Source organism: Vibrio syngnathi (genome assembly GCF_002119525.1).
Lineage (GTDB): Bacteria > Pseudomonadota > Gammaproteobacteria > Enterobacterales > Vibrionaceae > Vibrio > Vibrio syngnathi.
Map to the genome: position 1 here is coordinate 858697 of NZ_CP017917.1, position 24231 is coordinate 882927.

The 24231-nt window shown below is 43.1% G+C and carries 19 protein-coding genes; 8 read left to right on the top strand and 11 right to left on the bottom strand.

Translation table 11 applies throughout. The annotated features are described in order from the left end of the window. Nucleotides 1-40: 40 nt before the first annotated feature. The 6 genes from K08M4_RS18755 to K08M4_RS18780 all read left to right on the top strand — a co-directional run bounded on the left by K08M4_RS18755 (nucleotide 41) and on the right by K08M4_RS18780 (nucleotide 8294). Nucleotides 41-253, top strand: a complete 213-nt coding sequence (locus tag K08M4_RS18755; RefSeq protein ID WP_060466791.1) for a DUF1656 domain-containing protein — start codon at nucleotides 41-43, stop codon at nucleotides 251-253. A gap of 10 nt (nucleotides 254-263) precedes the next feature. Further along, complete coding sequence (locus K08M4_RS18760) at nucleotides 264-1124, top strand: HlyD family secretion protein (protein ID WP_086050979.1); 861 nt, start codon at nucleotides 264-266, stop codon at nucleotides 1122-1124. 12 nt (nucleotides 1125-1136) lie between these two features. Next, the gene (locus tag K08M4_RS18765) at nucleotides 1137-2498 is read left to right on the top strand and encodes an FUSC family protein (protein ID WP_086050980.1); all 1362 of its coding nucleotides are present in this window, start codon (nucleotides 1137-1139) and stop codon (nucleotides 2496-2498) included. A gap of 341 nt (nucleotides 2499-2839) precedes the next feature. Continuing rightward, nucleotides 2840-4501, top strand: a complete 1662-nt coding sequence (locus K08M4_RS18770; protein ID WP_086050981.1) for a hypothetical protein — start codon at nucleotides 2840-2842, stop codon at nucleotides 4499-4501. 190 nt (nucleotides 4502-4691) lie between these two features. Then, nucleotides 4692-6749 carry a carboxylesterase family protein gene (locus tag K08M4_RS18775; protein ID WP_086050982.1) on the top strand — a complete coding sequence of 686 codons (2058 nt, stop codon included), beginning with the start codon at nucleotides 4692-4694 and terminating at the stop codon, nucleotides 6747-6749. Between the two features lie 87 nt (nucleotides 6750-6836). Then, the gene (locus K08M4_RS18780; RefSeq protein ID WP_086050983.1) at nucleotides 6837-8294 is read left to right on the top strand and encodes a phospholipase D family protein; all 1458 of its coding nucleotides are present in this window, start codon (nucleotides 6837-6839) and stop codon (nucleotides 8292-8294) included. Nucleotides 8295-8481: 187 nt separating this feature from the next. On the opposite strand, the gene K08M4_RS18785 is transcribed toward K08M4_RS18780, so the two are convergent. From K08M4_RS18785 to K08M4_RS18810, 6 genes are all read right to left on the bottom strand, one after another. Beyond that, nucleotides 8482-10200, bottom strand: coding sequence for an autotransporter assembly complex protein TamA (locus tag K08M4_RS18785; protein WP_086051514.1), 1719 nt, complete (start codon nucleotides 10198-10200; stop codon nucleotides 8482-8484). A 200-nt stretch (nucleotides 10201-10400) separates the two neighbouring features. Then, nucleotides 10401-11687: a DEAD/DEAH box helicase gene (locus K08M4_RS18790; protein WP_086050984.1), complete on the bottom strand. Its 1287-nt coding sequence runs from the start codon at nucleotides 11685-11687 to the stop codon at nucleotides 10401-10403. Between the two features lie 143 nt (nucleotides 11688-11830). Beyond that, entirely contained in the window at nucleotides 11831-12571 is a 741-nt protein-coding gene (locus K08M4_RS18795) for a DUF1223 domain-containing protein (protein WP_086050985.1), read from the bottom strand. Between the two features lie 150 nt (nucleotides 12572-12721). Next, complete coding sequence (locus K08M4_RS18800; protein WP_009845310.1) at nucleotides 12722-12910, bottom strand: hypothetical protein; 189 nt, start codon at nucleotides 12908-12910, stop codon at nucleotides 12722-12724. A 313-nt stretch (nucleotides 12911-13223) separates the two neighbouring features. Continuing rightward, nucleotides 13224-14225 carry a TerC/Alx family metal homeostasis membrane protein gene (locus K08M4_RS18805; RefSeq protein ID WP_157665759.1) on the bottom strand — a complete coding sequence of 334 codons (1002 nt, stop codon included), beginning with the start codon at nucleotides 14223-14225 and terminating at the stop codon, nucleotides 13224-13226. Between the two features lie 608 nt (nucleotides 14226-14833). Next, nucleotides 14834-16573: a bifunctional metallophosphatase/5'-nucleotidase gene (locus tag K08M4_RS18810; protein ID WP_086050986.1), complete on the bottom strand. Its 1740-nt coding sequence runs from the start codon at nucleotides 16571-16573 to the stop codon at nucleotides 14834-14836. A 238-nt stretch (nucleotides 16574-16811) separates the two neighbouring features. Here K08M4_RS18810 and K08M4_RS18815 point away from each other — a divergent pair, with 238 nt between their 5' ends. Then, nucleotides 16812-18614, top strand: coding sequence for an ATP-dependent endonuclease (locus K08M4_RS18815; RefSeq protein ID WP_086050987.1), 1803 nt, complete (start codon nucleotides 16812-16814; stop codon nucleotides 18612-18614). Nucleotides 18615-18811: 197 nt separating this feature from the next. Here K08M4_RS18815 and K08M4_RS18820 read toward each other — a convergent pair whose 3' ends face one another. Further along, a complete protein-coding gene (locus tag K08M4_RS18820) occupies nucleotides 18812-19306 on the bottom strand; it encodes a DUF1097 domain-containing protein (RefSeq protein WP_086050988.1) in 495 nt (164 codons plus the stop codon). Between the two features lie 204 nt (nucleotides 19307-19510). Beyond that, nucleotides 19511-20416 carry a LysR substrate-binding domain-containing protein gene (locus tag K08M4_RS18825; RefSeq protein WP_009845304.1) on the bottom strand — a complete coding sequence of 302 codons (906 nt, stop codon included), beginning with the start codon at nucleotides 20414-20416 and terminating at the stop codon, nucleotides 19511-19513. A 273-nt stretch (nucleotides 20417-20689) separates the two neighbouring features. Here K08M4_RS18825 and focA point away from each other — a divergent pair, with 273 nt between their 5' ends. Beyond that, nucleotides 20690-22141 carry a formate transporter FocA gene (focA, locus tag K08M4_RS18830; RefSeq protein WP_086050989.1) on the top strand — a complete coding sequence of 484 codons (1452 nt, stop codon included), beginning with the start codon at nucleotides 20690-20692 and terminating at the stop codon, nucleotides 22139-22141. 316 nt (nucleotides 22142-22457) lie between these two features. Here the strand turns inward: focA and K08M4_RS18835 are convergent, their stop codons facing one another. The 3 genes from K08M4_RS18835 to K08M4_RS18845 all read right to left on the bottom strand — a co-directional run bounded on the left by K08M4_RS18835 (nucleotide 22458) and on the right by K08M4_RS18845 (nucleotide 23993). Beyond that, entirely contained in the window at nucleotides 22458-23027 is a 570-nt protein-coding gene (locus tag K08M4_RS18835) for a YceI family protein (RefSeq protein ID WP_086050990.1), read from the bottom strand. Further along, nucleotides 23024-23563 (bottom strand): cytochrome b, encoded by a 540-nt coding sequence (locus tag K08M4_RS18840; RefSeq protein ID WP_086050991.1) that lies wholly within the window; start codon nucleotides 23561-23563, stop codon nucleotides 23024-23026. Before K08M4_RS18840 ends, K08M4_RS18835 begins: the two co-directional genes overlap by 4 nt. Nucleotides 23564-23747: 184 nt before the next feature. Further along, nucleotides 23748-23993, bottom strand: a complete 246-nt coding sequence (locus tag K08M4_RS18845; protein WP_086050992.1) for a DUF2164 domain-containing protein — start codon at nucleotides 23991-23993, stop codon at nucleotides 23748-23750. Between the last annotated feature and the right edge of the window lie 238 nt (nucleotides 23994-24231).

The following is a 24231-nucleotide window of genomic DNA, read 5'->3' on the forward strand; positions in this document are numbered from 1 at the left end:
CGTTATCTTTGTATTCATCAAACGAATAGAGAAAAGAACCATGAATACAATGCCACATGAGCTCGTGTGGGGCGAAGTCTACTTCCCACCGCTGTTACTGGTTATTGCATTGGCTTACATGTTAACAATCTTAACTGGGTCAATCGCCACAAGGCTTGGAGTACATAAATATGTCGCCTTACCTGCAATAGCAGAACTAAGCTTAATCGTGATTTTTACTGGCGCTATCGGCCATTTTATTACCATTTTTTGAGGCACTTACCGTGATCAAACGTTATCTCATCACACTGTTATTAGTTGCGACTGCTGGTTCTGTGGCTTACAACTACTACCAATCTTATACAAGCAATCCGTGGACTAGAGACGGTCAAGTCAGTGCATACATTGTTTCAATCACACCTCGCGTCACCGGGCAAGTGGTCAAAGTGCACGTGGACGACAACTCACAAGTGTCCAAAGGCGATCTTCTTTTTGAAATCGATCCGAGTATTTACAACGCGACCTACAAAAAAGCGCTTGCCACTCAAAAACAAGCGGTTGCCCTACTCGCCAAAGCCAAAAATGAAGAACAACGCGCCTTGAATTTAGAGAAAAGAACGCCCGGAGCCGTACCCGTTCTTACTCTAAACAACTTAAACAACGCTGTAGAAACAAGCGCCGCGAATGTCGAACTAGCAAAAGCTAACGTAGAAGAAGCACACCTGAATCTTGAGTACACCAAGGTATACGCGCCTACTAACGGTTACATCACTAACTTGAACCTACGCGTGGGCTCTCAAGTTGTCGCGAATTCACCTGTGGTTGCGTTAATTGATGAAGATAGCTTTTGGATTGAAGGTTATTTCAAAGAAACCGATCTGGTCGGCGTTGATGCTCAAGATAAGGCCTACGTAACACTTATGATGCACAACAATGTTCAACTAGAAGGCCATATCAAAAGTATTGGCTTTGGTATCGCTAAACAAGACGGCAGCACAGGTAATGATTTATTGCCAAACGTGAATCCAAACTTCCAATGGATACGTCTCGCTCAACGCATCCCTATTAAAGTTAAGTTAGATAAAGTACCTGCAGACGTGCAGCTGCGTGTTGGTATGACAGCCTCGATCAAAATCATTAAATAATTGGGGGTTTCTATGTTCAATGCATCAACTAAAGAAGCGATCAAAGCCGCACTTTCTATTGTTATCGCAATTTGCCTTGCTCTTTGGTTTCAATGGGAGAAACCGTATTGGGCAGCGATTGCGGTTGCAGTGATGGCGTTGAACGAAAGCTTCGCCCATTCAATAAACAAAGGTCATAATCGGTTAATGGGAACCTTGTTAGGGACCGGCTATGCCTTTTTCCTCATTGCGATGTTTTCACAAGACAGATTTTTGTTTCTGACATTTTTTACCTTGTTCTTAGGCACCTGCATTTTCATGTCTAGTGACGAGAAGTATGGTTATGTGTTTTCTATTGCTTTCGCCGTCTGTTCGATTATTTCTTGTATGGGCGGGTTTGATAGCCAAATGACCTTTCATTTTGCTGTGCTTCGACTTCAAGAAACACTATTAGGTGTTGTCGTCTTCTCTATTGTGTATCGCATCGTGTGGCCTGTGAATACTGAACTCAACTTTGTACAACGTTTCGAAACAAGTAAACAAGCCTTATTAGATGCGATGGAAAAAACAGACGACATCGACATTGCCGCACTTGAAAGCAATACCGCAAATATTGACAAGCTGCATCAACTTTTAGATCTCCCACTGACCGGAAGTTACCACCTTAAAGAGAATATCCAAACATGGCGTTTGCGTATCGATGAAATGGCGCATATCCAAGATACATTACTCAAACAAAGTAACAGCGAATCTGACTTGGGCGTCCAATGGACAGTTCTTACTCATAACTTGAAGACGTTCGATGTATTAACACCAGATCAATCTCTTGTTGAGGGTGAACTCCATGTAGTGGGCGATCATAAAGAAGTGTCTTGGCATCATGCTCATCGCACGTTTGTTGAACATTTGAATGAAGACGGGCGCAAGGTCCTACAAGGAATGTCGATGTTCGTAACGTCGTTATTAATATGGATATATCTTCCAGTGCCGGGTGGTTTTATTTTCCCTATGATTGCCGGTGTATTTTCTTCGATGCTGCCAACGATGCCGCCGAGTATCATCAAAGATGCGTTTTTCGGTGTACTCGGTACGGGAACCGTGATCCTACTGCAGTACATTTTCGTGATGCCTTTGATGACTGAGTTATGGCAACTCGCCCTATTCTACTTCATCAATATTATGGTGATATGGAAAGTATTCGATGCACCTAAACTTATGGTGCATCGCATACTGGGTGTCAACTTGCTGGTCGTACTTACGTCTGGTGCGCTGAATCTAACGCCTATTTACCAGATTGAAACACCGCTACTTATGCTAGTTAATATATTAATGATTCTAATGGTAGCGAAATTCTTTACTGATCTGTTTAGAGTAAAAGCGACGGCTTACAATTAAATCCAAGTGACCTCATAGAAATGTAACGGCCTGCTAAACATATTGTTTTTCAGGCTGTTTTTATTTCCGCATCATGCTGACATCAAGACTCATAAAATCAAAAATTTGACAAAAAACACCACCAAACCAATCAAGTGAGGATATCGTCCATCAAACGCGATTAACGACATTTCCATCCTCAATTTAGACTCTTCCCATAGATTGATTCAATGCATTATTAATTGCGACATTCACAACAGCAATCCTTATGGATGCATTAATAACAAACTGAACACGAAGTTCAGTACAACATAGACTGTTTGAGTCTCGAAGGTTTGAGGCTAATCAGATTGGAAACCGTCATGAGTTTTTTTGAAATAAGCATAAATACCTGTAAGAACCATACTCTTTCTGTATTAGCGAGTGCCCTATTACTTACAACACCCAATTTTGTTCACGCGGCGGAAGAAACAAAAACTTATACCAACGTCATGGAGCAAGGACGTGCTATTTTTGAAAAGTATGGCATCAGCTATGACTTACCAAAACTAGCAATCAGCTCATTGGTTCAAGGTGAGCACTTGGTCGAACATGCGCGCCGTACTCTTCAAGTCGGTGATGAAATTCGTGACTCAAGCGTCTACCTAGTTAAAAACACCGACAGCAAGGGCAACATAGACCTACGTATAAAATATAACCCAGAAGAACTGGACGATAACGATGATCTACTGGATGAAATAGAAGCTTTCACTCGTACTGAATATCGCTTACGTGACTATGCCGAGAGCTTTGATTCTTCTTCAGTGAGTGTGCAAGAAATCGACGACAACAAAGTCATCATTAGCTTTGATTATTCGAAGTATGGCTTACCTCAAGATATCGCGTATTTCCGATTCTTGAATGTCGATATCGAATTAGTCGACGGTGAACCAAAGCGAATGTTGATCACCAATGACAAGCCTTTTACACACCATATCTACAAGGTAGAAAGCTACAACCAAGAGATTGAGTTCAACACATTCGAGTCTGGCAAGCTCGTTATTGCACGCAAAACAACAGAAGTCGTCGGCACAACGAAGAATAAACCGATGAAGATGACTAGTTTGGTAGAACCAGTGGCGCTATACGCAGATGACAACGGCGTACAAGTTCTAAATGAAGCAAGACTTCAGGAAGTCTCAGACCCAAGAATGCAAGAAGCGAGCGTAAAACTGGACCGCATCTTTCCATTAATGGGTGACATGGTGCGCCGCAAAGGCATCGATATGCCGCTTCCATTCGGTGTTTCTGTTGCTTACCGAAACCAAGACATGAATGTTCCCTTCAACGATTTCACTATCGGGGGTGTTCGTTTAAACGATTTGTTCGATCCCGACGACAGTGTGGGCATCGTCAATGCAGAGAGTTTATCTATCCGAGGTGACGTAAATATCCTACCGTTTTGGAATGTTTTCGGATACATAGGAAAGGTTAATGTCGATGCAAATGTCGACGCGTCTTATACAGGGGAAGCTGGGCAATTTCTCAAAGATAAACTTAACGACAAACTACCAGGATTGGGCGACAAACTTTGTGAAGGTGTATCTGCACTGTGTAACAGCGGTCGCTTAAACGTTCCACTTCACCTTGAATATGATCTCCGAGGTCTGGGTACAACGTTATCTGTTGGTTACAAAGAATTTTTTGCCTCAGTTACCGGCACTTACTCGCAAACACGCCTAAAAGGATTAGACGATTGGGGAGAAGGCATTGTTACAGTTCAACCAATGCTGGGTTATCAATTAGTCGATTATCGCGCTCAATTTTTCGTAGGTGCGGAATACCAAGGTTTAGATTCACGCATGCAAGGTACTGTAAAAACCGGTGATATTGAATTTGATTATGACGTTGGTGTCGAGCTAAACGAATGGGCTCTCCTAACGGGTTTCAACAAGCAAATCGGTAAAAATTACAACTTAACCGTTTTGTACAACAAAGGCGAAACTCGCTCGGCTGTGACGTTGAACCTTGGCTATCGCTTCTAACTCCAAATAATGCAAAGAGTGGTCGAGGCCACTCTTGTAGGGTAGCGTCCTACTTATGCGATTCCATCAATCGTAATAATGTCTTTAATATACATCCCATAACAAAATTACATATATCCAAGCACGACAACGGTCGACGATAGCGCACGGAATTGCTGGTTTGGTAACAACAAAAACTGTGGACATAATAATGAAACTCAACAAACGATCAATTCTTGCTGTGACCATCTCAATGCTACTAGCGGCTTGTGGCAGTGATAGTGTGCCTACCGTTCCATTTCCAGACAAACCTGAACCGTTAGTTCCAGCACCCGCTGAACTGCTTCTTGCTCCAATCGGCGATGTTATGATTAACGCGACCAAAAAAGAACTGGTTGTTACTTCAAATACCGAAGACGACAAACTGGTTTCTATTGAAGCTTTTAAGGGTATTCGCTTTGCGGAAGCTGAACGTTTTGAACACAGTAATACTGTCGGCTTGAATAAGCTCATCAATTCAGAAGGCATTGTTGAAGCAACGTCGTTTGGTGATGCATGCCCACAAAATAAATCGACAAGCTTTGGTTCTGGCCTTGAACTGGAGCAAAGTGAAGATTGCTTGAATCTGAATATCTGGCGACCTGAAGGTACCACTGCACAAGACCAACTACCTGTATACGTGTTCATTCATGGTGGTGACTTCGAATACGGCTCTGGCGCTAACCCAATGATTCACGGTGACACCGTTGTCGCACAAGGTGCCGATGAAGGTAATCCGTTTATTGCTGTGACGTTTAACTATCGTTTGGGGCTGCTGGGGTCTAACTGGGTAAAAGGCGTCGACGTTAATGGTAACTTCGGTTTAGGTGACCAAGAAACGTTATTGAAATGGGTACAAGAAAACATCCAAAATTTCGGTGGGAATACTGGCAACGTAACCCTAATGGGCCAAGGTTCTGGTGCAATGTCGATTGCTTTATTGCAACAAAAAGTGACAGAAAAAAAACTAGAAGATAGCTATTTCCAGCGCGCCATTATGCAAAGCATACCTTATGGATTTGAGTACAAAAGCTACAACGTAGCAAAAGACCAAGCGAGTGATACTGACACGTTACGCGGCAACTCTATTGAGCAAGTGCTTGAAGAACAAAAGACAGCACTTGATCCATTACAACGATTAGAAAGCTGGTTATTGTCTTCAATTGGTGTGGAAATACCAACAGTCACACCAAAGTCAGACAATACGCCAATGGCAACCTTAATGCCTTACGCACCTTACTTGGAGTGCTCGGAGCTTAAAGGTGGACTGCTGAATTCGAGCTCTTGTAAGGACGGTATGGGTCAAGCACAGCCAAGTCGCTCTAATTTTGTTGTACCGACGGTTATCGGTGTCAATGCACAAGACTCAGATAACATGAGCATACTACCCAACTTAACCTCACTAGTGCCTTTAATCATCGATTTAATGGGCGATGATACTGGTGATGCAGAATATACTGCACAACGCATGGCCGAGTGGTTAGCGATTGATGGCAATAAGCAACTTGTAAAACAACGTATGCACTCTCTAGCTAACAGTGATGAATTCAGCGCTCAACTTGAACTGCAAGACCTTATCGATGCGCTACCAAAGTCTGCATACGAAGCGATGACTCCGTTATTCTTTGGATTAAAAAACCAAACAGGTAGTGATTTGCTCCAATTAACCGATTTTTACCCAAATGATGAACATGAAATACTGTCGGCAATCAACAACATGGGCCAATATCGTACCATCATGAACGATACGCTGTTTGCTGGTCCAGCTCGTATGAAAGCTGCTGAAAGTGAACATGCGACCATGTACTATTTTGACCATAGCCCAAGCTTCAACGTGTGGACACATAACACAGGTACGAATGGCGAAACAGATATTGGTGATTTACTTAAGTCTATCAGTTGTATTACGGGTGCTTGCAATGGCTCAGAGCTACCATTTGTATTTAATAAAGCAATGAAAATGGATGGCACAGAAGTTCACCCAAGTTCAACCGACAAAAAGCTGATGAATGAGATATCTCGTTCGTGGTTTGACGAAACATTATTCTCAGATGCGAATCAATATAATGCAAACGAAGACCAGGTGTTAGTGATTGATACTGATGGTATGGCGCTTTCCGCTCCTAACTGGGATAAAACAAAAAACCCAGGTAAAGATGCCAACCTACGTCAAGGTCGCCTAACTGGTCTTGAAAATCTAGGTCTCCTACTAAATTACATGCCTGAGTAATCTGGATTCCATCTAAATTTGTATTCATTCCTAAATTAAGGCCGGCTTGCTGGCCTTTTTATTCGCTAAAATGTCATGAGTCCCCCTATGCTTAAGAATAAGATGCGCGCCATATGTGCGATATTTTGCATTGCTTTATTAGCCGGCTGCGCCCAACCTTACCCTGATGTCGAGCCCGGCTTCGAAGCTAACTGGCAAAGCACAGAACATCAAGCCGAAGTCTATTTGATCCCGAGTGCGCCTGAAGCCTTTGCGCGCCGCATTGATCTGGTTCGCCAAGCAAAACACTCGATTGATATGACTTACTTCTCTTGGGAAAACGACACTCTGGGTCTGATGCTGTTAAACGAGCTGAAACACGCCGCTGACCGCGATGTGGCCGTGCGCCTCACACTGGATGACTTGTTGGTATTCAATGACAAATGGTTGGCCGAGCTAGACTCACACCCCAATATTGAGATTCGACTGTTCAACCCTTTTGAGTCACGTAAAGCTGGCTGGATAGGGCGCGCGTTTAACTTCTCGACTCACCAAAAACAGTTAGATAACCGACTGCATGAGAAGTACTTTAATGTTGACCACCAATGGATGATCCTCGGGGGGCGCAACATCGGTGATGACTACTTTGGCTACAGTGAAAAAGCCAACTTCTTTGATATGGATGTGCTATTCAAAGGCGATGTGATTGCTGCGTTCAACCAAAATTACAAAGCATTGTGGAACAGCGAACATGTGGTGCCGATTCAGGAACGCATTAAAATCAAAGGAACGGAGCAATATAAAGCGTTCACCAAAGTGTTGAATAAAGGCGAGAAAAATAAAGCGTTGATCACGTCTGAAGTCGAGAGACAGATAAAGAACTTAAACCATCTGAGTTTCATTTCAGCCTCTGTCACGCCAGTATTTGATTCACTGGAGAAACTCAATGACAACAAGCCCTACTTTCGCCAACGTATAGAGCACTTGATCAAGCAAAAAATACCGACACCTTCAAAAGCAGTGATTTCTACCCCTTATGTGGTGCCGAGTAACAACCAGTTTGTGTTTGTTGATGCATTAACTGAGCAACAAGCCAAAGTGACTTTAATGACCAATTCATCGGCTTCTAATGATTCGGGGTTTGTTCCTGCGTATTACGAACAACATCGCCAGACCTTACTCGATAAAGGCGTAAGTATCTTTGAGTACAAAAGCAAAGCGATCAATGATGACCACTATTTTCATGTTGATACTTACTATCATAATAAAACCGTGATTCTAGATAACCGTGTTACGTATATCGGTTCATCGAACTTCGATCCTAGGTCCGATTTTTTGAATATTGAGCTTGGCGTGCTGATTGATAGTGAAGAGTTTGCGGAACAAGTAACACACTATTTAACACGTCAGAAAAACGATTTGTTTTGGGCTGTGTCGCGCGACCAATCAGGCGAAACAAAGTGGGTTTCAGGAGAACAAGAATACACTAAGAACCCTAATTACAGTTCATGGAACAAACTACCAGACTGGTTATTCAGAAAAATGAATGGGGAGTTTGAGCTCTAACGTATACAAGCCACGAATAGTGAAAGGCATTAAGGTCTATTGAACTTTCGTGGTTGTATTTTGTTCAATAGACCCTAGTTAGCGTCAACACGCCAGCCGCAGTCTCAGAAGTACAAAAAAACCGCGTAATTCGCGGTTTTTTTATATTTGCTACATGAAAATGGTGGCGTTTCCAAGGTAGTGGGGATTAGAACTGAGTACCTAATGAAAAGTGAATACGAAACTCATCGCCTTCGGGCGCATCTAGACCATAAGCAAAATCGAGTTTTACTGGCATAAAATGTGAATTCCAAATCAAACTCAACCCTGTACCACGCTTCCAATCTGCTTTGTCATCAAACGCATCACCAACATCCAGAAACGCCCCCATCCATATTGAGCGATACACTTGATGTTGATACTCGATCCCTGCAGTTAACATGTAACGCGCACCGGTTAGTTCTCCATTTTCGTCTTTAGGAGAAATGGATTCATAACCATAGCCTCGCAAGTTACCGTCTCCACCAGCAAAATAACGAAGCGATGACGGTACATCAGATAACGATTTCGCAATGTTAATACCAACGTTTGAACGGAAATGGAGCTTCTGCCTTTCACTAATATCCCAAGAAACAACGCTGCTTCCCTCTAATCTCAACAATCTTGAATCAGACAGCAAACTCCGATCAGAATATTCCAAAGAATAGATATGGCGATGATTAATCTCGAGTTGATCGTTCTTACGATCAATTTGAGAAAAACTGATTCCGGGTAGCAACAGTTGGGATTGGTCTTCCTCTGACGCCTGACTATATTGTTCATGCAGGTATTTGACGTAAATTGTACTTTGCCAATCACTGTCTAATTGCCAATAACGCTCAAACTTAAGATCATTCGCGAAGCTTTTTGTATCTCGATGATCAATACGTTTTGACTCGAACTGAATACCGTAATAGTCAGTCGTGACTTCTTGCGTTGGGATTTTATACCCTAGCTTGAGAGACTGCTCTTGCTCAGACAAATACGTTTTCGTCTCAAAACTATGTCCTCTTCGGTTATACCAAGGTTTTGACCAATTTAGAGAAGCCCTTAACCCTAGATCCGTTGAATAGCCGCCACCCACCTGCACGATGTTTCGCAAACTTGGCTGTGCAACAATCTTTATAGGTACTTCTAAGTTACTCTCTAGTTCTTTGAAATCACCGTGGACAACGACGCTGCGAAACCATTGGGTTTCTGATAAGTCAGATTGGAGTTGGCCTAGCTTTATGGTGTCGAAATAGTCACCTTGGTTGAACGTAGGGATTTTTCCTATACGCAGAGGGTCAACGCCGTCATCAGGGATACTTAATGGCCCAAATTTATAACGTGCACCGCTAGAAAATTTCAGATGTATATTGGCCATGTTTTCACTAGGAATAACCTCCATTTCCGACTCAATAAACTGACCGTCAAAATACCCTTTCCTTTTTGCTAGAGATAAGATCTCTTGCTTTACTCTGTCGTACTCCGGATGTGATAACGAGCAACCTGAAGCCAACTTATTTTTCTCTAGGACATTGATGAAGTCTGAATCTTCACTCGCTTCACCTATTATTTTGATAACAGACTCTTTAATGAGCATGACTGGGCCTGAATCGATCTCAAGTACTAAACTTTCGGGGTCGCTAGCAAGAATATTTAACTGGGAATGGTAGTAACCATAAGGGTTGAGTGCGTCTTGAACTCGTTGAGTGAGCTTAGTTTTCGATAGCTTTGAAGTGGGAACGTCAGCTAAAGGTTTTAAATACAGTTCTACATTCTCGGTGAGAGTTTTATTAAGCCCTTTAACTTCAAATTCAGCAGCTATCGAAGAGTGCTGGGTAAACAGGAGAAATGAAGCTGCCAGCACTACTTGTTTAATCGAGGTCTTCACGCGGTTGCCCAATTGCTTAAAACCCGAATAGGTTATGAGCAAAGCGTAAAATCACTGAATCTCATATGGAGGACGCTACCCTTCAACGAACGTGTCTGGTTATTAAAACAAGAACAATCGCTTACCCACGACTTAACTTTCTCGTATTACAGACACAAAAAAAGGCGCAATTAAGAGCGCCTTTAGAATATCGATCGTTTACTGAATCAATATCAGTTGTTTCTCAACCACACATCTTGATTAGTTTGTGCTTTTTTCTTTTTCTTTTTACCTGTGCCAGCCGGTGGCGCAACGGGTTTTAATGCAGCAACAAGTTCAGCCGTAGCTTCTTCATCCACTTCAAAACCTTCAATTTGCTCACGCTCAAGACGGATTTTGTTCTTCTTCTCAATGATTGTGAAGTGATGGTAATCTTCGTGGTCGATCAAAGATAGCGCTAGACCAACCTCACCCGCACGACCACTTCGGCCAATACGGTGCATGTAGTCTGATGGGCTACGTGGTAGGTCAAAGTTGATTACTACTGGTAGCTTTTCGATATCCAGACCACGTGCCGCGATGTCTGTCGCGATAAGAACGTCAATCTCGCCAGATTTGAAATCTTCAAGAATACGAGTACGTGAACCCTGCCCTTTATCGCCGTGGAATACTTCTGCGATGATACCGCGCTTGTAAAGCTTGTCTGCAAGGTGCTCACAGCTGTTTTTCGCGTTTACGAAGATAAGAGCTTGGCGCCATTCGTGCTGTTGAATCAGGTGCGCTAACAATGCTGTCTTACGACCTTTTTCTACTTCGAATACACGCTGAACCAATGTGCTCGCATTAGCACTTTGAAGTTGAACCTCAATTGGATCATTCAGTAGTTCGTGAGTCAGCGTTTTAACTTGCTCGGGGAAAGTCGCAGAGAACAACAAGGTTTGTTTTTTGCTTGGCAGAAGTTTCAAGATCGCGTCTAGTTCTTCTGTAAAACCAAGGCTTAACATTCGGTCAGCTTCATCAAGCACTAACGTTTTTACTTTATCTAGCTTGATAGCTTTGCTTGAGATTAGATCCAGCAAACGACCCGGTGTTGCCACCAAGATATCAGTGCCGCCACGTAGCGCCTGCATCTGAGTGTTTACCGATACACCACCAAACACACAAACCGTTTTAATCGCGCCATTGAAATGCACAGCGTAAGATTTAACGCTGTCAGCCACTTGCTTAGCAAGTTCACGAGTAGGAACCAAGATAAGGCCAGAAACAAAGTTACCTTTGCCTGAACGACGGTCCAGAGGTGCATCTTCATGAATTTGTTGTAACAGCGGCAGCGCAAATGCTGCAGTTTTACCTGAACCCGTATTTGCACCTGCAATTAGGTCGCGTCCTGCTAACACACTTGGAATAACTTGCGCTTGGATAGGCGTTGGCTGTTGGTATTCAAGCTCGGTAAGACGAGCCATCAAAGGAGAGATTAAGCCAAGATCGGAGAAGTTGGTTGGTGTTGTGGTGTTAGTCATTAATTGCAGGAACTCAAAGCTAAAATAATAGCACGCTATATTAACGTATTTCAGCAGTATTACGTAACTAAATCGCCCCTTTCTCCCGTGTTTCAGCGATTAAGCCCCTCTAAAACACATCCAGATATCAAGTTATCGCAAATTTAGTCAAGCCACCCCGCTACCGTTTGCTCTGGCGTGTACGAGTTGAGCTCTGTTAACCACACGGCTACAGCATCTGGCGTGGCGATTAAAGGAGAGAAATCGATATTGAATTGCCAATCAGACTCACCACGTTGATAGCCGTCGTAAACCACGACAAAATCGTGCTTAAGTTTCTTACCTCTGTTCTCGCCCGCTTTAACGCTGGTGACTTCGTTCATCGCCAACAAGGCAATATGCGCGACATAATCCCCTTTGCCTTCGTAACTCACACTGAACGTATCGCCTTTATGGTTCACTGTTAATTTGGGATTAGTTTGTTGTTGAAGCGAAGGCAACGTTCTGTCTAGCCAATTAAAGTAACCACGCCACTCTTTTCCATCGACAACGAAGCCCGGTGTATAAACGCCACTTGTTACCCCATAAGCTTTGTATAAACGCTGCTTCTGACTGAATGCCTTGCTGGCGAACTTGTCTCCCCAGCCTAAGTAGTCCCAGTAGTCTACGTGATAAGCAAGCGGTATGACCTCGGTCCAAAGTTTTGGATGATCTGCAAAAGTACTAAGGTACGTGTCAGCAGGCGGACAACTAGAACAACCTTCAGAGGTAAACAGCTCAATAACCTGAGCAGGCTGCCCTTCGTTACTCCAGGTTTGTGCAAGCGACACTGAGGAATAGAAGCCGATCGGTAAGGCAAATAAGCAGAGTTTGAACAATGATGTATTGTGTTTGGCGTGTGACATACCGTGATCCTCATAGAAGCTACTTATCTAAAGACCGCGATACTTAACGTTTTATTTCAGATACAACTTCTTTCAGATACAAAAACGCCAGCTGAGAAGCTGGCGTTTTTAAATTCTGTCTTTCTTCTATTCTATGCGTTTACGCTTAGATTAACGGTTGATACCGATATCGCGTTGCATGTGACCAGATAGGTCGCTTGAGTAGTAACTACGTGGAGAGTTGTCTACAAAAAGAATATCGAAAATGTGTGCAATCAATCCTTTGAAGTTAACCGAGTAGGTCTTCTTATCCATAGAGTTAGGAACAGCGATAGTATTCATTTGCATTGCTTGAGCCATGATTGCCTCTCTATAAATTTGTTTAAGTGGTTCGTTCTGATGACAAGAATATTAGGTGATTTTTTGCACGTTAAAAAATGACTAAATTTGGATATTCAGATTAGTTTTTCTAATAAAACAAGCCATTAACAACGCATGGAAATAGATATTCACAAATGGTGGGTATAAATTCACAATGACGTTAATATCATGCATTTAGTACAATTAACCCTCAAACAACGGTGGCTGATGTCACATAAAATTTACATAAATAAATTTTCCACTTCATCAGCCACGTGTTCATTATGGATTTTTCGATAAGTTATATTTGTTTTTAATTTACTTGTTCAATAGCTGGCTTCTTCGCATAAATCGACGCTATAACCGCAATCGTCATGGTAGAAATTAGTACAGCGAGTGACCAATAAGTTGGGATAGCCCACTCACTGTCAACCAGTAGCATTTTTACACCGATGAAGACCATGATGAATGCCAATGCAGGTTTCAAGTAAATGAACTTATCCATCATGCCCTGAAGAACAAAGTACAATGAACGAAGGCCAAGCAATGCAAATACGTTCGCAGCCAGTACTAAGAATGGCTCTCGCGTAACAGCGAAAATGGCAGGGATAGAATCCAATGCAAACATCACGTCCATGACTGCAATCGCGCCGATCACCAACATCATTGGAGTGAATGCCCATTTTGCACCCTGTTTAACCATTAATGCAGGACCTTGGAAATCTTCTGTCACAGGCATCACTTTACGAAGTAACTTCTCAGGTAGCGTATTCACACTCTCCTCTTCGCCCTTATCTAGCGCCAGTTTAATACCTGTACCAATTAGGAACGCAGCAAATACATAAAGCACCCAGTGGTATTCAGCCAAGAGCTGAGCACCTAATGCGATCATAATTGCACGAAGCACCAATGCACCAATTACGCCCCAAAGAAGCGCACGAGGTCTTAGATGCTCAGGAACTTGGTATTGAGCAAAGATCATCGCGAAAACAAACAAGTTGTCTACGCTCAATGATTTTTCTAGCAAGTAACCGGTAATAAATGACACGGTTGCTTTTTGGGCTGTGTATTCACTATTAGGCGCATAGATGTCCCAAAATAGGTAAATGGAACCAGCAAACAAAAACGCGAGCACAAACCAGAAAACGCTCCAAATTGCCGCTTTCTTGATGGTTACACTACCACCACGAGTCTGATAAATATCGATAGAGACGAGAATCACAGTCAGCAGAAAAAAGCCCGCATAAGTCGTCATGATTGGCGATGAAAAAAAGGATTCACTATGTGTAGATAATAGAGATTGAGTTGAGTTCATTATTCCTCCGGGCGGAAGAACTGTACTAAGACCTTCCGCAAACAAAACTATCAAGTTCCACGACGGATCTTGATTGTGATTGCGTTGGTCTCGTTGAAGTGAAATATGGGATTTCACCTTTACATACCGGATAGACTCTTGGCCTAACGAGATGACGATATGTAAACTTGCGCTAACTACTCCCCAAACGCGTGGATAATATTCCTCTATCTTTGTTTCGTCTAGAAAAATTTGCACTATAAATGCAAAAAAGGAGCAAGTGCTCCTTTCTTATTGATGCCACTCTGTCAAATAGACACTCGAATTGATTCTAAGAATAAATTCACTAGCCAAACTCGCTATGGCACTGCGTGATCAAGTTATAATTCTGCGTAAATTACAATCTTGCGCAAATTACTATCTTGCGTAAATTACAATCCTGCAGTCGGTATCAAATACACTAACGCAGACCAAACCGATACCCAGCCAACAACCGCTACCGCATCTAACCAATCTTTCTTATCCATGTTTATCTCCACAAGAAGGCGACCTGCAGGAATAAAGCATAAACAATGCCAAATTTATAAATAAACCGCATTAATAATATCAGGCACAAGTATTACTGGTGATTATCTAAAGCACTCCATGCAATTTAATAACTCATTGTGTTGAAGCGACTCTGGGTGGTCTTGTAGAAACTCGATGAAACAATCTGCCATTGAGTCGGTCGTCACCACACCATCACCTATCATATCCAAAACGGCGTTATAGCCCTCTTTTCCTTTCATAGTGTAGGCAGACGACGTGCCCCGATAGACTCGGTCACGAGAAACAGCCTGCCATCCCAATGCTTCAGAATGAATTTCTAAATGATGGATTCTATGCCCAAGAGGCGCTTCCTTGTGGTAACAAAACCTTAGGTTATGCGTATAAGGAAAGCTGCCTGAGCCTGTCCCTACAACGCCATTATCCAATGCGTTATTGATTGCCCCTTCAAGCATACCCGCGATCGTTTCACCTTTGACTTCGTACACACCAATGGGTACGGCAAACGGAAGTAGTTTTCCGGCAATATCGGCAACAGAGACATCGCCGCTATTCAGTGAGTTTCTAACACCGCCGGCGTTGTGAATGGCAAACTCAACCGGATGCCCCTTCTTGTTCATAAGATAGTGAAATGATTGAGCAACCAACGGCGCTAGTTGGCTTGAGCCTTTTTCGTCTGGGATGCGTATGTGGCGCAGTTTTGTATCTGCATGAGCAATAACTTGTTGCTGAAGCTTGCGAACTCTCGGCTGGTATTTATCCGTCAGAATGCTCTGCAGCTCAGGATCTTTTTTACACACTGCAATATTGGGGTGATTGTTCAAAAACTCACACGCCATATCATGGGCGTCGTCTTGCCCGACTTCACTTAGCTTTGCATCTATAAACAGTCGACGTCCTAACAGCAGCTCATTTTTGCCGTTAAAGTGCGTCACTTTGCCTTGAGAATCGAACTCGATTTCGCAGTGCCCTAGGCTCATGGCGTGGAAACCCGCTTGTACTACATAGGTGTCACCGACTTTCACGCCGTAATCATCGTCTTTAACTAAGCCGATATCAGAGAAGTCGCCTTGCAAACGGTGGCTATGCCCTCCAACAATGACGCCAATACCTGAAACGTTGGCCGCTAGCTCTAAATCAGCTTCGTAACCAAGGTGGCTAAGCAACACAATCTTGTTGATGCCAGCCTGATGAATCTGTTCTATCGTAGTTCTTGCGGTTTCTAATGCATTTTCAAACGGAGTATCGAGATCAGGGTTAGCGATGCCAGCCATTTTGTCGATACTTAAGCCAAATATTGCGACCTTCTCACCATCAAACTCTTTCGTTATAAACGAAGCACTTCGTGTTTCAGTTAGATAAGGCTTAACAATTTCGTTGTCCGCTAACGTATGAGTTTTATTGATATCCTCATTCGATAGATTCCAGTTACCGGCCAACAGCGGGAATTTGATTCTTTTCGCGAAAATCGCAACGGGCTCATTACCCATATCTAGCTCGTGATTGCCAAGCGTCATGGCATCTATATTAAGAGCATTCAACAGATCTGCGTTGGCTTTTCCTTTGAATAAGGAGAAGTACAAAGTGCCTTGAAAGCAGTCACCAGCATGCAGTAACAGGGTTCCAACCTTCTGACGCTGGGCATCTTGTTCTATTTGTTTGAAACGTGTAGAAATTCGAGCAAAGCCACCAGCACTCACATAAGGTTCTATGATGTGGTTGTTCATTTTAAGTGATAGCTGTAATGAGGTTGGTTCAAAGTATGAGTGGGTGTCGTTGATGTGCGCCAACACTATTTTTGTCGGCTTATTCTTTTTAGTCATATTTTCTTCTCTCTTTGTCCCTTCATACTAGGTCGAGAATCATGACAGAATCGTGAATTTTATGAAACTGCACTGCAAAAAAATACTCGAGATAGATCAAAAATCTCGTTTTGCAGCGTATTAATAAACAGCAGATTTTGTGACAGGTGAGCATACCAGATTGGTATTTTTCGATTATGATTAAAGATATCTGTTAGCTTTCAAACAATTAGCAGAGCCTTCCGTTAGGAGTAAGTCTATGCAACTAGAAAGAATCGAGATTTCTGGCTTTCGGGGTATTAAGCGCATGTCTCTTGCGTTTGACGAGCTCACCACGCTGATTGGTGAAAATACTTGGGGTAAGTCTTCATTATTGGATGCCCTTTCCGTCGTTCTCCCATCCGACGGTGTCCCTTATCATTTCGAAATGACCGATTTTCATGTTGATTACTCGGTTTCACATCCACAGTCTCAACATCTTCAAATTGTTCTCGCATTAAAAGCCAACGACAAGAGTGAGTTAAATGCAGGGCGTTATCGCAAACTGAAGCCGGTGTGGGTTCAAGACGAGTTTGGTGTCTTTCGTATCTATTATCGAATCAGTGCCACGTTAGAGCAGTATGAAACGACCACACACTACGCATTTTTAGGTTTAGACGGTAATCCGCTTAAACTTCATCACTCCGAAAAACTCGCTCAAGAGTTAATGACCTTGCATCCGGTGATCCGTTTACGGGACGCAAGGCACTTCGATCGTCCTTTCAACAGCAATTCACTTAACCACAATGCTCACCTACCGGGTAATGTTCACACTAACACTGTTCATGCTAGTCACGGTCACGCTAATAATGTGAATGGAAATGGTAATCCAAATAACGGTCATGGGAACGGACAGAGTCAAACAACCAATGGTAATGGCAGCAATGGAAACGGCAGTAACGGCAACGGACGCCAAGCAAGGATAGAAAAGCGCATCGACAACACCTGCCGTCGTCTTATGGCGATACCTGGGCATGTTAATAAAGGGGAAATGCGCAGTAGCCTTGAGTCGATGCAAAGCTTAATAGAACACTACTTCTCATTTAAGAGTGTCTCACGTAAGAATCCGAGAAAACCGCGTGATGGGCTATTGTACTCAGCTGGAGCGAACGACAAGAGCATTCATCAATTGGTCGAAGAGACCAAAAACAAACAAACGCGCTTATTATTCATGGGGTTACTTAATGCCTATTTGCAAGCAAAAGGGCCAAATGACTTAAGACGATGCGCGCGCCCTCTTTTGATCCTTGAAGATCCAGAGGGCCGACTGCACCCAACGCACCTTGCAAGGGCTTGGAGCTTGATGCAAAAGTTACCCATGCAAAAAATCCTGACCACCAACAGTGGCGATCTACTTGCTGCTGTGCCACTTCAATCGATTCGTCGTTTGGTGCGTCAGTCGGATAAAACCATTGCCAACCAACTCAACATGAACCACTTCAGTAAAGATGAACTTCGTCGAATTGGTTTTCATATTCGTTTCCACCGTTCCGGTGCTCTGTATGCTCGCTGTTGGTTGTTAGTAGAAGGTGAAACCGAAGTATGGTTGTTTAACGAGTTAGCCAACCAATGTGGGTATAACCTTGCTGCGGAAGGTGTGCAAATTATTGAGTTCGCTCAATCAGGACTCAAGGCACTGATCAAAGTCGCGCAAGAGTTTGGAATAGATTGGCACGTCGTTACCGATGGCGATGCTGCCGGTAAAAAATATGCGGCGACTGTGCTCTCTAAACTTGGTAATGATCAAGAACGACATCGCCTCACAGAACTGCCTGATAGAGACATCGAGCACTACTTGTATATGAATGGGTTTGAGAACTTTTTCAGAGACATGGTTAAGATTCCTTACGATCACCCTATCCCAGCAAAAAAAGTCGTTGCTAAGGTACTCAAGAAACACGCAAAACCCGACCTGGCTTTGGCGATCGTGTCTCATTGTGAGAATCAAGGACAAGACTGTATTCCATTGTTGTTGAGATGGACTTTAAAACGTGTCATCACCATGGCAAACGGGAACACCTAGCTTGTTACTTATCTGATAGGTGCTATTAGTTCTTCTGCTGATAATTTCTTTAATTAACACAGTAATCAAAACCAAAAAAGGCACACCAAGTGGTGTGCCTGTATAAATCGATATACAAATTAATTGGGGGTTATCTTGCAAGAGTTCACAGTGACTAAACTAGGGTCAGGTTAACGAATTAAGGCTAGGTTAACGAATTAAGCCTTCGCTTGTTTAGTGTGTTGGTCTACCACTTCCGAAGATTGAGTCGATTTCTCGTGAAGCCATAGCCCTGTTGCTTTCATCAAGTATCCAAAGACACCACCAAGCAGTAAAGATGGCACGACAAGTTGCCAATCACCGCCTGCAGCAAACGTCGCACAGCAACCAATAAAGGTGCCAGGGATATAACCTAACCACGCTTGTTTGGCTTGAATACACATAAAGAAAGCCACAATAGCAGTAATCATATAGCCTAAAATCTCTAACCCTGCGAAGGTTGAGCTTTCGATAATCACCATTGCCCAGAATACGCCTGTCATGTTGGTCAATAAGCTGCCTGCTAGTCCTTTAACACCGCCTGTTGGCGAAGCAAAATAACTGGTGCAACCTAGGAAACCTGCCCATGACAATAAGCCGAAAGAGATAGCAATCCATCCCCAAAGACCAGACAAAATACCTGTTGTTAATGAAATCGCGACTAATGTACTCATACTATTTCTAAAGCCTAATTACGAAATTCATCGCAACCGGATTTAGCCTCACTTAAAATCAAGTAAGCATATTATGGGAAGAACGCCTTCTTTTGGCCGATCATGATCACATTAATAATGTATGCGGATGTGCATTTATCACCAGTTGGAGACCGGTATCGCTTATTCAACACAATTGGTTATCAGCGATTTATCTAATATCTGCTAAAGAACCGACGGCTTGCCTTTCATCATGCGCTTACCTTCTCGCTTAATACACTCAGCAAGTGGGTTTTCTGCCATGTCGGCACGCCAAATAAACGAAAGCGTACGTTCCATTTCAAGCTCAGGAACATTCAGGGTCACGAGCTGGCCAGATTCAACAAACTGCTCAACATCTAAATAAGGCAAACACGTCAAATAGGGGCCGTTTGCAACCAAACTTCTTAAAACAGGAACGTGTTCATACTCTCGCCAAACATCAAGATCGCCAATTAAATGATGAATAGAGCTATCAAAAACTTTGCGAGTACCCGAACCATGTTCACGTAATACCCACTTTGCTTGTTCTAATTGCGCCAAGCTTACTCGTTCACGCTTCGCAAACGGGTGATGAGCCGATGCAACCACCGTTAAATGGTCCGTACACCACACTTCTTGGTGAACACGGTTGTCGTCACAGCGCCCTTCGATAACACCAAGGTCATATTGATAATCTAATACGCCATCAATAACGGCATCGGTACTTTGCACGCCGAGCGAGATTCGCATCTCAGGAAAGTCGTTATCAATAATACTGATGAGGTCTGGAACCAAGTGTTCCGCCGGGGTTTGGCTCGCACCGAGTTTGAGCTCTCCACTCAATAAATGTTGCTCGTAAAATCCCATCTCAATTTGCTGCGCATCTTGCAGTAAACGCTTCGCTTTTGGCCTAAGCCACATGCCCCAATGAGTGAGCGCCATTTGCTTGCCCTGCCTTTCAAACAAAGGCCTGCCGAGCATTTTTTCCAACTGTGCAAGAGACATACTGGTCGCCGACTGAGTCAATGCAAGCCTATCAGCCGCCTGACTTACGCTTCCCGAATCTGCTACCGCGTCAAAGACGGCGAGTTGCTTTAATGAATAACGCAAAATCTATCCTTAATTCTTTTAATAACTTGTGTCCTGTTGCTCGTTTTTTGTTAAGCCGATGAGCAATCAATTTCATTCTACGCCTAACCCAAGCTATATCAATAAATTTGATGTGGTTTCTAAAAATTATCAATTTTACCTCTACCCCTCAACACCCTAATCTGGAATGGCAGGACACAACGAGCCCTGCAAAACATTACTGATTAACCATTACGGATTAACCAAGTTACTAAGACTAGGAATTACACATGACGGATTGTTCAAGGGGGGGATATGGCAACCAGCACTTCTGAAAATCAGCAACTGTTCTCACCAACAGAAATGATGGCGGAAGCCGAGAAGTTTGCATTAAGCAAAGCAAACAAAACCAGCAGCATGACATTGAGTTTGGCAATCATGGCTGGCGCATTCATCGGGCTTGCTTTTTTATTCTACATCACGGTGACCACAGGTAGCGCTGATGCAGGATGGGGATTAAGTCGTTTAGCCGGTGGTCTTGCATTCAGCATGGGGTTAATCCTGATTGTGATTTGCGGTGGCGAGCTATTTACCAGCTCGGTGTTATCAAGCATCTCATGGGCTAACAAGCAAATCACCTTCACCAAGATGCTGTCTATCTGGGGCAAGGTTTATGTAGGCAACTTTATCGGTGCCATGTTCCTACTGGCTTTGGTAAGCGCAGCAGGCTTGTATCAACTGGATGGCGGGCAATGGGGCTTGAACGCTCTTAACATTGCTCAACACAAGCTACATCACAGCCCTGTTCAAGCGTTTGCTTTGGGTGTGCTTTGTAACTTGCTGGTGTGTTTAGCGATTTGGTTAACGTTCAGCTCTGCTAACGCCATGACCAAAGCAATGATGACCGTGTTACCCGTTGCGATGTTCGTTAGCTCAGGCTTTGAACACTGTGTGGCGAATATGTTCATGGTTCCACTAGGCATCACGATTCAAGCATTCGCACCTGAGAGTTTTTGGATGCAAATTGGCGCAACATCAGCCCAATACGCAGACCTGAACATCATGAAATTTGTCACCGCAAACTTAATACCAGTGACAATCGGCAACATTGTAGGTGGTTCAGTATTGGTTGGCTTAGCCAATTGGAGTATCTACCGTCGCCCGCAGCTTAAAGCAGCAAAAATTACAGCAATAACTCAAACAACAGAAATTACGTCAGTTAAGGAAATCACTATGAACACTACTACAACTATCAAGCAAATCATGAACACTCAACCAATTACACTGAGCGTAGAAATGCCTACTTCAGTCGCAATTGATTCACTTTTAGACGCTCAACTTGTTAGCGCTCCTGTTTGCGATGTTGAAGGCCGCTTAGTAGGTATCTTCTCTGTTCACGACGTAATGGTTGACCTTTGGTGCCAAGACTACATTCCGACTAAAGGTCAGAAAGTGGTAGACCTAATGAGCCGTGACGTCGTCGCTATCTCTGCTAACGATAAGCTAGTTGATGTTGCTGAATTCCTATGTATCGACAAAGAGCAACTGTACCCTACGACAAGCATGGGCTACGCAACTCGCCTGACTTCTCTTTCTTTAGAAGAACGTGCAAAAGCGATGAAAGTAAGCCAACCACATATGCTTCCAGTGCTAGAAAATGGCGTAATGGTCGGCGTGTTGACTCGCACTGAAGTGATGCAAGCACTACGTCCTATCTACGGTGACCGCTTAAACGTGGTTCCAAAAGCTGAACTAGAAACGGCTTAACTAATCGTAAGTTGAACTATTAGGGATTAGTAGTTCAATTAGATAACTCAGTCATGGCAACGTTGACTGGCAGAAGTAAATGGTGGCTTAAGACGCTGTAAAAGGTTTGACACAAAACTGACCTAAACGCGTGGCCATTTACCTCAATAAAAAAGGCGCAAAGTGAACACTTTGCGCCTTTCTCTATTTCTAGCGGTTTTGCTACTTTCCCTATTGCCAACTAGCTAACTGCTGACCTTGTTAGTATCGACCAAACTTTTGATGTTTCTAAAAAATGTTGATACCTGTCAGAGAGGTAGAAAACTAGAAAGCTAGATTATTTCTTTACACCTTCAACGTGTAGATCCATGTCTACGTAGCTTGAAGCACCCATTACTGGAATGTTGAAGTCAGCAAGCTCTAGACGAGTTGTACCTACGAAACCAGCACGCTCACCGCCCCATGGGTCTTGACCAGCACCGATGAATTCAGCTTCGATAACGATAGGCTTAGTGACGCCGTGAAGTTTAAGGTCGCCCATAACTTCAAGTTTACCTTCGCCTTTATCAACCACTTTTGTGCTGTTGAAAGTCGCATCAGAGAACTTACCTGCATCGATGAAGTCTCCGCTACGGATGTGCTTGTCACGCTCTGCGTGGTTCGAATCAAGGCTTGTAGTATCAACCGTTACGTTGATTTTAGACGCTTCAACATTGCTTTCATCAAATGAGAAATCACCAGAGAACGTGTTAAAACGTCCTTGGATAAAGCTGTAACCTAGGTGGCTAACTTTGAAGTTAACTGAAGCATGCGCACCTTTTGTATCAATCACGTAATCAGCGGCGTTCGCAGCGAAAGGCATTGCCATAGCAAATGCTAATCCTGTAGCGATAATTGACTTTTTCATTTTGAAGCTCCTATCATTTTTCGTAGCGTATCGTCTTTGTCGATAACGTGGTGTTTTATCGCCGCTAAGGCGTGCACTGATGCCATAATGATCAGTACCCATGCAGCATAGTAGTGAACCGTTCCTGCGAGATCAGATTGGTTTGCAAATAGTTCACCCATACTTGGTACAGTGAACCAATTGAATACCTCGATCCCACGGCCATCTGATGTCGAAATCAAATAACCTGAAATAAATAAAACCGCTAAGTTAATGTACATAAATCCATGAGCGATCTTCGCCGCTACAACTTCATAGCTTTTACCTTCCACATTAGGTGACGCGGTAACTAGCTTCCAAAGCAAGCGGATAATGGTAACGGCAGCCAAAAGAATGCCTACCGAACGGTGGTAGTCTGGTGCTGTTTTGTACCACTCACTATAGTAAGAAAGATCAACCATCCATAGGCCTACACCAAATAAGCCAAATACTGCGAGTGCTGAGATCCAATGCATTGCTCTTGCTAAAGGATTATAATTTTTGACGCTGCTGTTCATACATCTCTTCCGAATGTTAACGTGTCGTGTAGTTTTGAAAAGCGTACCCTACACCAAGTTTGCGTAACATATTATTTACCAAGTTTTACATTAGTCACATCATTTCAAATTAAACGAGTTATTCGAAAATTTTGAACAAGTTGCTTGATGGGCAAATTTCTTTGTTGAACAATCGCTTGCTGAGTTAAATTTCAACGATTTGTTCAATTTCATAGAGCTCGTCTGAGATGTCTAACATTTTTCGTTCCATAACTTTTTGAGCGTCTTCTATCCCCTTGTTGTAATAGACTGCACCAAACTTTTTACTGATGAAGTCGACTAAGAATTCAGTGTCAAACTGACCAAGATCTACATCGAGTTCATCTTGCAGGTACTTTTGTAATGTCTGAGTGAGCTCAGACTTTTGTTTCGAATCTAATTGAATGGTCATGAATGTGTCCAAATAAAGAGTAAGTAGAACAATTGTGATTAGCTGACTAAGATTAGGTTAACTAGCGATAACTTTACTAACTAACCATAAGCCTGCTAACTCACTATTATTTCTCATAATTTAGATTACAGACCCGTAGAGCGCCAGTGCTATCCATAAAAACGCTCTGCAATGGCTAATTTTGATAGAGGGATCATGAACTGGCACTTTGGCAATAGGTAATGGCGTCGAAATTACC

What these genes read in the sequence shown, in the direction of transcription:
- K08M4_RS18755 (WP_060466791.1), top strand. Translation starts at nt 41, where the DNA reads ATGAATACAATGCCACATGAGCTCGTGTGGGGCGAAGTCTACTTCCCA.
- K08M4_RS18765 (WP_086050980.1), top strand. Translation starts at nt 1,137, where the DNA reads ATGTTCAATGCATCAACTAAAGAAGCGATCAAAGCCGCACTTTCTATT.
- K08M4_RS18770 (WP_086050981.1), top strand. Translation starts at nt 2,840, where the DNA reads ATGAGTTTTTTTGAAATAAGCATAAATACCTGTAAGAACCATACTCTT.
- K08M4_RS18775 (WP_086050982.1), top strand. Translation starts at nt 4,692, where the DNA reads ATGAAACTCAACAAACGATCAATTCTTGCTGTGACCATCTCAATGCTA.
- K08M4_RS18780 (WP_086050983.1), top strand. Translation starts at nt 6,837, where the DNA reads ATGCTTAAGAATAAGATGCGCGCCATATGTGCGATATTTTGCATTGCT.
- K08M4_RS18790 (WP_086050984.1), bottom strand. Translation starts at nt 11,687, where the DNA reads ATGACTAACACCACAACACCAACCAACTTCTCCGATCTTGGCTTAATC.
- K08M4_RS18795 (WP_086050985.1), bottom strand. Translation starts at nt 12,571, where the DNA reads ATGTCACACGCCAAACACAATACATCATTGTTCAAACTCTGCTTATTT.
- K08M4_RS18800 (WP_009845310.1), bottom strand. Translation starts at nt 12,910, where the DNA reads ATGGCTCAAGCAATGCAAATGAATACTATCGCTGTTCCTAACTCTATG.
- K08M4_RS18805 (WP_157665759.1), bottom strand. Translation starts at nt 14,225, where the DNA reads ATGAACTCAACTCAATCTCTATTATCTACACATAGTGAATCCTTTTTT.
- K08M4_RS18810 (WP_086050986.1), bottom strand. Translation starts at nt 16,573, where the DNA reads ATGACTAAAAAGAATAAGCCGACAAAAATAGTGTTGGCGCACATCAAC.
- K08M4_RS18815 (WP_086050987.1), top strand. Translation starts at nt 16,812, where the DNA reads ATGCAACTAGAAAGAATCGAGATTTCTGGCTTTCGGGGTATTAAGCGC.
- K08M4_RS18820 (WP_086050988.1), bottom strand. Translation starts at nt 19,306, where the DNA reads ATGAGTACATTAGTCGCGATTTCATTAACAACAGGTATTTTGTCTGGT.
- focA (WP_086050989.1), top strand. Translation starts at nt 20,690, where the DNA reads ATGGCAACCAGCACTTCTGAAAATCAGCAACTGTTCTCACCAACAGAA.
- K08M4_RS18835 (WP_086050990.1), bottom strand. Translation starts at nt 23,027, where the DNA reads ATGAAAAAGTCAATTATCGCTACAGGATTAGCATTTGCTATGGCAATG.
- K08M4_RS18840 (WP_086050991.1), bottom strand. Translation starts at nt 23,563, where the DNA reads ATGAACAGCAGCGTCAAAAATTATAATCCTTTAGCAAGAGCAATGCAT.
- K08M4_RS18845 (WP_086050992.1), bottom strand. Translation starts at nt 23,993, where the DNA reads ATGACCATTCAATTAGATTCGAAACAAAAGTCTGAGCTCACTCAGACA.